Raw genomic sequence first — 12015 nt, forward strand, 5'->3', positions numbered from 1 at the left:
ACCAGAGCAACACCCCAGGCAAGCGTACCCAGTAGCACTGTATTCAAACGGCGGCGCTGTTTGAGGCTAAGCAAGTTGAAATTCAGCATAAAATAGCTCCCGTATCTCAGTTTTTATCAGTCAGGCTTTTGCCGACCAAGCGCACAAGGAAGAAGGCCGCAACATTGGCCAGAACGACCGCAACCAATCCGCCGGCTGATGCCATACCCACATCAAACTGCAATAGGGCCTGGCTATAGATGAGGTAAGCTAAGTTAGTCGTCTCATAGCCGGGACCGCCGCCGGTGGTGGTGAATATTTCTGCAAAAATTGAGAGCAGAAAGATGGTTTCAATCATGACAACTACGGCAATGGGACGTGCCAGATGCGGCAGAGTCAGATGATAAAACAGCGCCCAGGGGCCAGCACCATCCAAACGCGCCGCTTCTTGCTGCTCCTGATCCAGCGATTGCAATGCAGTCATTAACAGCAGGATGGCAAACGGCAGCCATGCCCAGGAGACGATTATAATGATCGACAGCATCGGGTATTCAGAAAACCAGTCAATCGGCTGAGCCCCAAAGAAGGTCCAGATCGCGGCAAATACACCTGAAACCGGGTGCAAAAGCAGGTTCTTCCATATCAGAGCGCTCACCGTAGGCATAATAAAGAAAGGCGAAATCAGCAAGATACGCACAATCCCCTGCCCCCAGAAACGCTGGTTAACCAACACGGAAATCAGCACACCTAATACGATGGTAATCAACAGGACGGCACCGACGAGTAACAAGGTGTTACTCATACCAGCCCCGAAACCTTCATCGGTCAGGAAAAACTCATAGTTTTCTAATCCGACAAATTCATTGTCGTCCGGATAAAGCAGGTTGTAGCGAATAAGCGAGAAGTAGATCGTCATTGATAACGGCACGACCATCCATACCAGCAACAGCAACACAGAGGGCGATACCATGTAGCGACTGATCCGGGCATTGGTTTTGGCGATACCGCTGACACTCTCCACGCTATCATCAGACGCGCGTGTTGCGCCCGAATCCAAAGGTGTAGTTTTCATAATTGAGTTCTCACGGAATTAGTAGATCAATACAGCATCAACACCAGCAAGCATACTGCGGCCGAGATCCTGATTGGTCATTTAAATTACTTTTTGGTTACCGTATGATACGGCTCCGCCAGAACCAGACACTTTCGTGTCTGGCTGGCAGATTTAAGCGCTGATTACTTTTTGTAGTAACGAGCACGCTTCATTTCACGTGTAGAAATACGCTGTGAACTTTGTAGCGCCTCTTCTACTGTCATGGATCCAGCTAATGCACCGGAAACCATTTTACCCACCTGGGTAGCAATTGACTGAAATTCAGGAATCGCAGCAAACTGTACACCCACATAAGGCGATGGCTTCAATGTAGAATCATTAGCATCTGCACGGTTCATTGACTCAAGTGTTCTCGCTGCAAACGGTGCCGCCGCCATGTAGTCTTCATTGTTGTAGGTGGATGCACGTGTACCTGGCGGAACATTTTCAATACCGCTGGTTTCAGCAACCAACTGGCTATATTCCTTAGACGTTGCCCACATAGCGAATGTTTTCGCTGCATCTTTGGCATCCGACGAAACAGGGATCGCCAGCGCCCATGACCACAACCAGCCTGCACCTTTAGTTGTCACCTGCTGAGGTGCCAGAGAAAAGCCGACCTGATCTGCAATATTACTTTGCGAGGCATCAGTAACAAAAGCACCAGCAACGGTAGCATCTACCCACATACCACACTTACCGCTGTTAAACAGCGCCAGGTTTTCATTAAAGCCGTTAGAAGAAGCGCCCGGAGGACCGTAGTTACCTAGCAGATCAACATAGAAACTAATGGCATTTTTCCATTCCTCGCCGTCAAATTCAGGTTTCCAGTTCTCATCAAACCAGCGGGCACCGAATGAATTGGCCATTGTCGTTACCAACGCCATGTTCTCACCCCATCCTGCCTTGCCACGCAGGCAGATACCATACTGACCCTTCTCCGGTTTGTGCAGCGCCTGTGCGAAAGACATCATCTGATCCCAGGTAGGCTGATCAGGCATCGTCAGACCTGCTTCTTCAAACAAATCCTTACGGTAATAAGTCATGGAGCTTTCAGCATAAAAGGGTAACGCGTAGAGAGTCCCTTTAGATGACAATCCTCCACTCACTGCAGGAAAAATATCTGCCTCATCATATTCTGCCGGCAAATTATCCATCGGCGTCAACCAACCTTTATCACCCCAGATAGGCGCTTCGTACATGCCGATTGTCATAACATCAAACTGACCACCTTTGGTGGCGATATCTGTTGTTAGACGCTGACGCAGGACGTTTTCTTCAAGCACCACCCATTCCAATTTAATATCTGGATACGCTTCTTCAAAAACATTGGATAAACTTTGCATACGCACCATATCACCGTTATTAACGGTGCCAATAGTGACCGTAGTCGCCGCCGATGCGGATAACGTAACAACAGACAGAGAGGAAGCAAGCAGAACTGGTATCAGTTTATGTTTCATCGATTTAATCTCCATAGCTGACCAAAAAGGCAGCATTTTTTTATATTTTTTATATTCCCTCCCTGCCTCATAGAATGATGGCCGTGGAGTGAGGGGAAATCAATTACATACCTATAGCATATTTAAAACAAATGCAAAACAAACCGCCAACCTATACTTTATTGCACTATTTACATTTTTCGCAATTGCACAAAAAAATATAAAATTTATATATTATACTTTAAAATCATATACTTAACAAAAAACGCACACTATTTTAATTCTTAAATAGCAAACCTGTTTTAGGCCGTTATATATATAATTTTACAAAAAACGTTAAAAATGAGACCATAATAAAAAACTTTTTTACACCATTTAATCAGTCCCCTCCACGGCCAAATACTACCAATTTCTGATTTCTCAATCGCAGACAAAGCACACAAATATAACCGAGCAGATAAAAAAATATCGAAATCAGATTCGTTAAGTGTTTGTATATAATTTACTTTTACCTATTCCCATTTATATACAAACACATAACCTTTTTCTGTCAGCCATATGTAAGCAATAGCAAGCTAATGCTGCCGATAAACACATGTAGCTGAATGCTCAGTTCAATGCATACAGCCCACGATAACAAGCGAGGCAGGCAATGTATTTAGGCGTCGATTGCGGAACACAAGGCACGAAAGTCATCATTCTTGACCCTGAACGCGGTTGCATTATTGGCGAAGGATATGCATCGCACGAACTAATCAGTAACAATCAGGGACGTAGAGAACAAGATCCCGACTGGTGGATTGCTGCTTTTAAATCAGCCTACTATCAAGCCATCCAACAATCCGGCATCGACACCAGAGCTATACATGCGATGGGCGTTTCAGGCCAACAACACGGATTGGTTACGCTTGATCAACAAGGGAAAGTTATCCGCCCGGCAAAACTCTGGTGCGACACAGAAACAGAGCCTCAGAACCGTCAATTATTAGCAGCACTAGGGGGTGATAACTTATGCAAAGCACGCCTCGGACTCGTCATCGCCACCGGTTATACCGCCTCTAAATTACTCTGGATGAAACAGAACTGTGCAGATGATTTCCGAAAAATCGCACACATACTACTACCGCATGACTATTTTAACTTCTGGCTCACCGGTAACACTGTCAGTGAGTACGGCGACGCATCCGGAACAGGTTATTTTAACGTTCAAACACGACAATGGGATCGCGGCATCCTGGATATCATTGACCCGACCGAACAACTAAGCAAAGCTCTGCCCACCTTACTTGAAGCGAATCAACCTGCCGGCATAGTGCGAAAAGAAGTTGCCGGCTTACTGGGCCTGAACCCACACGTATTAGTATCCAGCGGCGGTGGCGACAACATGATGGGGGCAATCGGGACCGGTAACATTACACCAGGTAAGGTTACCATGAGCTTGGGAACCTCCGGCACTTTATATGCCGCAGCCGAGCAGCCAATCATCACTGAAAACAATGGGTTGGCACCTTTTTGCTCATCCAGTGGCGGCTGGTTACCGCTGATCTGCACGATGAATATGACTAATATCACCAGCGCCGTACAACAATTATTTGAATTGGACATCCCCACATTTAATCAACACCTAACATCCATTGCGGCCGGCGCTGATGGCCTGCTAATGCTGCCTTTCTTTAATGGTGAGCGCACACCATCACTGCCCGTAGCAAGTGGCATGCTACTGGGTATCAATATGCAAAACCTGACAGCCGCTCACCTGTGCCGAGCGGCAGTTGAAGGCACCACCTTAGGATTGCGCTACGGATTGGAATTACTTCGTGACTCAGGGCTGGACAGCGCATCAATCCGATTAATAGGCGGTGGCTCGAAAAGCAGTCAATGGCGACAAATTGCAGCTGACATGATGAATACGCCGGTAGAATGCCCGACCATTGGAGAGGCTGCTGCGCTTGGCGGGGCCATTCAGGCAGCCTGGTGCCATTCAGGCTGGCAAGGCAAAGAAACTTCACTCAGCACCCTGTGCAGCCAGTTTGTAGCCATCGATCCACGCAGTCGCGTGGAACCCGGTCAGAGAGGTGTGCAGCATTATGAAGCACTTTTCGAACAATATAACGAAGCCCTGCAGCAACACTATCAACACCCTGCACGCTAAAGCCACATCCTCAATTGTATTAGTAATAACAGCACGAGTAACCTCAGGTCTGCTGAGCAATTAAACACCTCCCTTTTTTCCAACCGGCTCATTCATTACATCTACATACCAGCTAGATAACAGCTACACAGACTTTAAAGCCTGTAAAAATGAATATATTATGTAATAAAACCAATAAAGGTAGACAATAAATAATTTATTAAATATATTTGCGTAATAATACTAAAAAATAAAACCCTCCACACAAAGGCTTAAACCAAAAAACAAATAGCTGCGTAATCAAACGCGGCACAGCCTGCTTACTAATAAACAAGCTACATAGAGTACGCACTCCAACAACCTACCAAAGGAAATCGCCAGCATGAGCAGCATCATCAAAAATATAATTGCCCGTGAAATACTTGATTCACGCGGTAACCCAACAGTAGAAGCAGAAGTCCTGCTGACCTCCGGTGTCATAGGCATGGCATGCGCACCCTCAGGCGCGAGCACAGGTTCTCGTGAAGCACTGGAGCTACGTGATGCTGACCAGACCCGTTATAATGGTAAAGGCGTTCTTAATGCGGTAAACAATATCAACAGCCGCATAGCACCACTACTCGAAGGATTTGATGCCTGCAATCAGGGAGTACTGGACCGCGCCTTAATCGAACTTGACGGCACCGATAATAAGTCAGTTCTTGGTGCCAACGCCATACTCGCGGTTTCTCTCGCCGCAGCCAGTGCGGCAGCACAAGATAGAAAGATGCCACTGTACGCACATATCGCTGAACTCTACGGCAAGCCCGGAAAATACAGCATGCCGTTGCCGATGATGAACATCATTAACGGCGGTGAACATGCAGATAACAATGTCGACATTCAGGAGTTTATGATTCAGCCGGTATCTGCAACCAGCTTCCGTGAAGGCCTGCGCATGGGGGCTGAAGTATTCCATTCGTTAAAAAAAGTACTGCAACAACGCGGCCTGAGCACAGCAGTTGGCGATGAAGGCGGCTTTGCACCAGACCTGAAAAGCAATGAGGAAGCCTTGATTGTAATCCGTGAAGCCGTTGAAAGTGCGGGTTATACATTAGGCACTGACTTTACCCTTGCATTAGATTGCGCCGCCTCCGAATTCTACCGTGACGGCAAATACCATTTAAGCGGAGAAGGTAAATCCTTCAGCTCAGAAGCCTTCAGTGACTACCTGGCCGACCTTACCGAGCGCTATCCGATCGTCTCAATTGAAGATGGTTTGGACGAATCGGACTGGGATGGCTGGGCTTACCTGACACAAAAGCTGGGCACTAAAGCACAACTGGTCGGTGATGACCTCTTCGTTACTAATACGCAGATACTGCAGCGCGGTATTGATCAACATATAGGTAACGCGATTCTTATCAAGTTTAACCAGATCGGCACGCTCAGCGAAACGCTGGACGCTATCAAAATGGCACAGATGGCAGGATATCGCGCGGTCATTTCTCACCGCTCAGGTGAAACAGAAGATACAAGCATTGCCGACCTGGCAGTCGGCACCTGTGCCGGCCAGATAAAAACAGGCTCCTTATGCCGCTCTGACCGTGTTGCTAAATACAATAGACTACTGCGTATTGAAGAAGCCTTGCAGGATAGAGCACGCTATCACGGGCGCAGCGAAGTCTATGGACAATAACGCACTACAACTATAAACAATAAATAAAAAAAGACTTGGAGGCCCTCAGCTCATAGAGATGAGGGGCTCCGACATACTGATACACACTTATTATCTGCTTCACCCCCTCTTCTCTGGACATACAATAAATATACGAAACAAGCAGTATCGTTTCGGCACTTGATCCGGTCGCAACACTAAACGACACTAGTACTCATCAGACAAAAATCTGTCATGCAGCATCAGGTAAAGGACATTATTATGAAAAACGCTCTTGATTTAGTCGCTTCCGCTAAACAATTAATTCATGAAGTCTCTGTCGAAGAGGCTGATACTGTAATTAAACAAGCCGATGTGTTGATCGACGTCCGGGAATCAGATGAATATTATTCAGGGCATATCCCAGGCGCAATTAATATTCCCCGAGGCCTGCTCGAATTCCGTTTGAGTAACGATGAAACCTTGAGCCGACGCGACCTTAACATAGTACTTTTTTGTAAAAACAGCGGTCGCTCTGCCCTCTCGGCGCAAAGCCTTAAAGAGATGGGATATCTGAATGTCACGTCTATCGCCGGAGGTTTTGATGCATGGCAAGAGGCAAATAAACCCGTTATTGCGCCAAGCCTGCCTGATTTTGGGTGAACCTTGATACTGGAGACACTTACACATTCATCAACGCCACGGCCTGCTATAAATATCAGGACTTGCCGCTGTGAAAATATGTTGGTGTCAACTCAATGTTGCGTATGCCCGGTTCTATGTAAACAGATTTATCCGAGGCGGACTTTGTCACTTTAACCAGCACCCATAGTCGTTGTTTATGTTTTTATAGTGACTGAATGCTGCTCTATTCATGATGGGTACGAACTCCATTGATAATATAACCCTTACGTCTCCTATCGTCTCGGCATCATTTTTGTTCTTCCTGATAAAGTGCTTAACGAACGGCAGGCTGATCGGTTTTCTCTAATATTCGGGCGGCCGCTTCAACCGCTGCATCGGCAAAAGGCACTAGCACTAAGTCAGCGCCGGCTGAACTTAATCTTTTTGCTTCAATGGGGTCGTGCGCTGTCACGGCAATACGTCCTGTATAATTATTGTCACGCAACGCATGGACCAATGCACGACTCACGTGTTCATCACGCACCGTGCTTACAACCCAGCTTGCACTGGCCAGCGGTAAAGAGGTTAAAAACTCAGGATCCTCTGCATCGCCATAGATGATAGGAAAGCCCATCTGGTCGCCTTTATGAACCAATTCAGGGTTGTAATCAATGATAGAAACACGACACCCTTGCTGACGCAACGTACTCGCAATACCCGCCCCATAGCGTCCGGACCCAAAGAGAATAATATCCTCAACACCGTCATCAGCGACATCGACCTGACTTACTTCACGGAACGGATTATTTCGTTCAAAGATACCCAGCCAAGGCGCAAGTCGCTCGTATAATGGATAAGAAAAGATAATCATGTAAGTTGAAGCACTGATTGTAATCAAGCCAACCAGTGTAATCAGCCCCATCGTTTCAGCAGAGATATGCCCTAAGCTTAACCCCAGCGCAGCCAAAATTAAGGAAAACTCACTGATCTGTGCAACGGTTAAACCTGCAAGGAACCCTGTGCGCTTTCTATACCCGAGAAAACCCATAATAACCATAACAATCAACGGATTACCGATCAGCACAAATAAGGAGAAAATTACGGCATCGCCAACTTGAGAACCTAATAGGCTCAAATCTAAACGCGCACCGAGATCAATAAAGAAAAACACCAGTAGAAAATCACGCAGACTGACTAAACGCGCACCTAACGCATCTCGATAAGGCGTAGAAGCAAGTGAAACGCCCGCTACAAATGCACCCACCTCTTTACTGAACCCAAGCGAATCACCCAGCATCGCCAACATAACGGCCCACGCAATAGCGAACATCACTAATAGCTCTTTTGATTGAGACATAAGACGCAAAAGGCGCGGGAAAACATAACGTGCAATCAATACGATAATCACCAGGAAACCCAACCCCTTCGCCAGAACAGCTAAGGTGGTTAAAAATGCAGAGGACTGATCAGTGCTACTGCTTAAGGTATTCAGACCGATCATGACAAATACGACCACAAGGTCCTGTACGATCAAAAAGCCCAAGGCAATACGGCCATGCAGTGAATCGACCTCTTTTTTATCCGATAGCAGTTTGACAATAATGATCGTGCTGGAAAATGTTAATGCAACAGCCACATAGAGGGCAGAGATGGGGGGCATTCCTAATGAAACGGCAATAAAATACCCCACAACACTGGTAAAGATGACTTGCCCCAAACCGGTAGCAAGCGCCACCGGCCCCATCGTACGGATAATGTGAAGATCAAGCTTGAGTCCCACAATAAACAACAGCAGGGTAATACCTAATTTAGAGAGCAGATCGACCTGATCATTTACACTGACCAACGAGAGCACAGAAGGCCCTGCGATAATGCCCACAGCAATATAAGCAACAATCAGTGGTTGCTTCATGCGTATTCCCAGCGCACCTACACAAGCAGCAAGAAACAGCAGTACTGCGACTTGCGTAAATATATCAGGAAGATGGCTCATGCAATTGCCTTGCTTTCAAAATAGCACCGCAAGCGTTTTTCACTGCCGGTGATGGCATAGACAGTAATACCAGCCGCTAAAATATGCAGCCAATCAGTCAGCGCTAAAGGAGCCGTGCCGAACAACTGATTCATGATGGATGAGTAAGACAACAACAATTGGAAAAAGACCATCAACAACACACCAAAAATGAGCCAACGATTACTGAAGAAACCAAGCTTCAGCACTGAATAACGTAACGATCGACAGTTAAAAAGATAAAAAATCTCACCAAACACCAGCGCATTTATCGCCATAGTGCGTGCGACTTCGAGCGATTGACCCTGATACAGTGCCCATTCAAATAAGGCGAATACAAATGCGACCAGCGTCAAACTTACCAAGCTGACACTCACCAGCATGTTACGCGGCAGAACTGATTTTTTGGGGTCTCTGGGCGGGCGTTCCATAATACCCGGCTCTTTTGCTTCAAAGATTAACGTCATACCCAAAAAAAGCGCTGTGGTCATGTTAATCCAAAGGATTTGCACCGGTGTGATTGGAAGTACAATACCCAACATGACGGCGAGAAGAATAATAATACCCTCAGCAATATTGGTTGGAATAGTCCATACGATAAATTTAACTAAGTTATCAAAAACGGCGCGCCCCTCTTCGACTGCCGCTTCGATCGTCGAAAAATTATCATCCGTAAGAATCATATCAGCGGCCTCTTTGGCAACCTCGGTTCCACCCACTCCCATAGCAACGCCAATATTGGCTTGTTTAAGCGCCGGCGCATCATTGACACCATCACCCGTCATCGCAACAATTTCACCACGACTTTGCAGTGCTTTGACTAAACGTAATTTTTGCTCCGGAGAGACACGCGCAAAAACCGCTGTCTGACCTACCACCCGGATCATTTGTTGATCATCTATCTCGGCAAGACGGTGACCACTGATGGCAAAATTAGACTCCTGAGATGCTACACTTTTAAGACCTATTTGATGCGCGATGGCAGCAGCAGTACCCACATGATCACCTGTAATCATTTTCACCTGGATACCCGCGCGTTGGCAGGCTAATACCGCAGAGATCGCTTCCGGCCTGGGTGGATCCATCATCGCCTGCAAGCCAATAAATGACATCCCGTGGGCAATATCCTCATGCGATACCGTTGTTTGTTGGGAACTGACACGTTTGCGCGCGAACGCCAGAACACGCAAGCCATTTGCAGCCAGTTGATGAGCAACCTGCTCAAGGACAGCCCGATCGATCTGACAACTCTGGGTTTCATCAAGATAATGCTGATCACAGCATGCCAACACGCGCTCCACCGAGCCCTTCATATAGATCAATGATTCATGCTTTGCATCGACGTGTAACGTCGCCATATATTGATGTTGTGATTCAAATGGAAGGGTATCGATACGCGGTAGCTGCTGCTCAAGCGCATCTCTTTCAAGCGCTGCCTTTAAGGCCGCTGTAAGCAAAGCAACTTCAGTCGGGTCGCCTTCTGTATTCCAGCCTGATCCGGTATAAATCAAGCGGGAATCATTACACAGCAAGCCTGCTTTTAAACACTCTACAAGCGCATTTTTTGTGGAAAGTTCAACGCTTATTGCATTTTGCTGAACAGAACCTTCCGGCGTGTAACCAACACCTGTCAGATCAAACAGCTCATGACCGGCAAAGATGCGCTGCACCGTCATTTGGTTTTGAGTCAGAGTGCCTGTTTTGTCTGAGCAGATAACAGTTGTGCTGCCCAGGGTTTCAACCGCAGGCATTTTACGAATAATCGCGTGACGCTGTGCCATCTTGCTGACACCGATGGCCAACATGATCGTCATGGCAGCAGGAAGTCCTTCAGGAATAGCGCCTACAGCCAAAGCAACGGCAGCCATGAAGGCATTTAACAACGACTCACCGTGCAGCAAACCCGCCAGAACCGTTAATCCAGCCAACCCGAGGATAACCCACAACAAGACTGCGCTAAAACTGGCAATTTTTCGCGTCAACGGCGTAGCTAATGCATCCGCGCCTGCGATTAACGCATTAATTCGTCCTATCTCCGTACGGTCACCCGTCGCAACAACGACACCAACAGCCGTGCCATAAGTCACCAATGTGGAGGAGTACCCCATATTTTTACGGTCAGCCAACAAGCTATCGTGGGTTAACTGTTGACTATTCTTCTGCACAGCAATCGATTCACCGGTTAAAGCCGATTCATCCACCTGCAACTCACGCACACGTAGTAAACGCATATCAGCAGGTACTTTATCACCTGATTGCAAAAGAACGACATCACCCAACACTAAATCAGCAACTGAAACGATCTGTTTTTTCCCGGAGCGGATAACCGTTGCGACCCCTTCCATGCTTCGCGATAACGCCTCTATCGCCTTTATCGCTTTTAACTCTTGGGTAAAGCCAATAACGGCATTGACTAACACTACAGCGAAGATCACCCCGCTATCGACCCACTCTTTTATTGCAAACGTAATCAAGGTTGCAGCGAGCAGGATAATGACGAGCGGTTGATTAAACTGCAGCAAAAATAGAACCAGAGGGGATTTACCCTTCTTTATCGTCAAGCGATTCAAGCCCTGAGCCTGCTGACGTTGCTCGACTTCGTAAGCATCCAACCCTTTTAGCGTATCCGTGCCGACGCAACCAACAACTTCGTCGACAGACATTTGATGCCAGTTTTTATCGTCCAACGTATCCATACAAAAATCGCTAGCCTCACACAGTAGCCGTTCAAACCACTATTTTTAAAAAAAGACCCCACCAGAATAATACGCTATCGTTTTAGGACAATAGGTTGTGAATAATATTGCAGTCTTTGCAAGGGTATATGACAAATTAACTCGTACTACAAGCTAATACATACTTGATATTCGCGACGAAGCAATCAGAGTGCGGGTGGGGAGAGGCGGAGGGTACCGACCCGTAGTAACTTGTTATGGCCAGGGGTGAGCCCCCCCTGGCCTGAATGAAAATTTCTGTGAAGGATCAAGCCATAGGGTATTGATCCCTTTGGAATCCATTTGTGCGGCCGGGCTTTGAACAGACCTAAAACCCGGCCAGGGGCAGTACATTTATTTTGCGCTATTAACCTTTCCTGTTCAT

At 46.9% G+C, this 12015-nt stretch carries 7 protein-coding genes; 3 read left to right on the forward strand and 4 right to left on the reverse strand.

The genetic code is table 11. The features are described from left to right. Positions 1-106: 106 nt before the first annotated feature. Both ABY436_RS15885 and ABY436_RS15890 read right to left on the reverse strand, forming a co-directional pair. A complete protein-coding gene (locus tag ABY436_RS15885) occupies positions 107-949 on the reverse strand; it encodes a carbohydrate ABC transporter permease (protein ID WP_372739919.1) in 843 nt (280 codons plus the stop codon). Between the two features lie 266 nt (positions 950-1215). Next, positions 1216-2535, reverse strand: a complete 1320-nt coding sequence (locus ABY436_RS15890; RefSeq protein ID WP_372739913.1) for a sugar ABC transporter substrate-binding protein — start codon at positions 2533-2535, stop codon at positions 1216-1218. Between the two features lie 631 nt (positions 2536-3166). Here ABY436_RS15890 and xylB point away from each other — a divergent pair. The 3 genes from xylB (at position 3167) to ABY436_RS15905 (ending at position 6944) form a co-directional block, all read left to right on the forward strand. After that, a complete protein-coding gene (gene xylB / locus ABY436_RS15895) occupies positions 3167-4666 on the forward strand; it encodes a xylulokinase (RefSeq protein WP_372739914.1) in 1500 nt (499 codons plus the stop codon). A 361-nt stretch (positions 4667-5027) separates the two neighbouring features. Continuing rightward, complete coding sequence (gene eno / locus ABY436_RS15900) at positions 5028-6323, forward strand: phosphopyruvate hydratase (protein ID WP_372739915.1); 1296 nt, start codon at positions 5028-5030, stop codon at positions 6321-6323. A gap of 240 nt (positions 6324-6563) precedes the next feature. Continuing rightward, a complete protein-coding gene (locus tag ABY436_RS15905; RefSeq protein WP_372739916.1) occupies positions 6564-6944 on the forward strand; it encodes a rhodanese-like domain-containing protein in 381 nt (126 codons plus the stop codon). A 295-nt stretch (positions 6945-7239) separates the two neighbouring features. Here ABY436_RS15905 and ABY436_RS15910 read toward each other — a convergent pair whose 3' ends face one another. Together ABY436_RS15910 and ABY436_RS15915 are read right to left on the reverse strand one after the other, a co-directional pair. Then, positions 7240-8898 (reverse strand): cation:proton antiporter, encoded by a 1659-nt coding sequence (locus tag ABY436_RS15910; protein WP_372739917.1) that lies wholly within the window; start codon positions 8896-8898, stop codon positions 7240-7242. Then, positions 8895-11612 carry a cation-transporting P-type ATPase gene (locus tag ABY436_RS15915; protein ID WP_372739918.1) on the reverse strand — a complete coding sequence of 906 codons (2718 nt, stop codon included), beginning with the start codon at positions 11610-11612 and terminating at the stop codon, positions 8895-8897. Before ABY436_RS15915 ends, ABY436_RS15910 begins: the two co-directional genes overlap by 4 nt. Between the last annotated feature and the right edge of the window lie 403 nt (positions 11613-12015).

The sequence above is a fragment of the Neptunomonas sp. genome (assembly GCF_041601355.1).
Classification (GTDB): Bacteria; Pseudomonadota; Gammaproteobacteria; order Pseudomonadales; family Balneatricaceae; genus Neptunomonas.

What these genes read in the sequence shown, in the direction of transcription:
- ABY436_RS15885 (WP_372739919.1), bottom strand. Translation starts at nt 949, where the DNA reads ATGGTATCGCCCTCTGTGTTGCTGTTGCTGGTATGGATGGTCGTGCCG.
- ABY436_RS15890 (WP_372739913.1), bottom strand. Translation starts at nt 2,535, where the DNA reads ATGAAACATAAACTGATACCAGTTCTGCTTGCTTCCTCTCTGTCTGTT.
- xylB (WP_372739914.1), top strand. Translation starts at nt 3,167, where the DNA reads ATGTATTTAGGCGTCGATTGCGGAACACAAGGCACGAAAGTCATCATT.
- eno (WP_372739915.1), top strand. Translation starts at nt 5,028, where the DNA reads ATGAGCAGCATCATCAAAAATATAATTGCCCGTGAAATACTTGATTCA.
- ABY436_RS15905 (WP_372739916.1), top strand. Translation starts at nt 6,564, where the DNA reads ATGAAAAACGCTCTTGATTTAGTCGCTTCCGCTAAACAATTAATTCAT.
- ABY436_RS15910 (WP_372739917.1), bottom strand. Translation starts at nt 8,898, where the DNA reads ATGAGCCATCTTCCTGATATATTTACGCAAGTCGCAGTACTGCTGTTT.
- ABY436_RS15915 (WP_372739918.1), bottom strand. Translation starts at nt 11,612, where the DNA reads ATGGATACGTTGGACGATAAAAACTGGCATCAAATGTCTGTCGACGAA.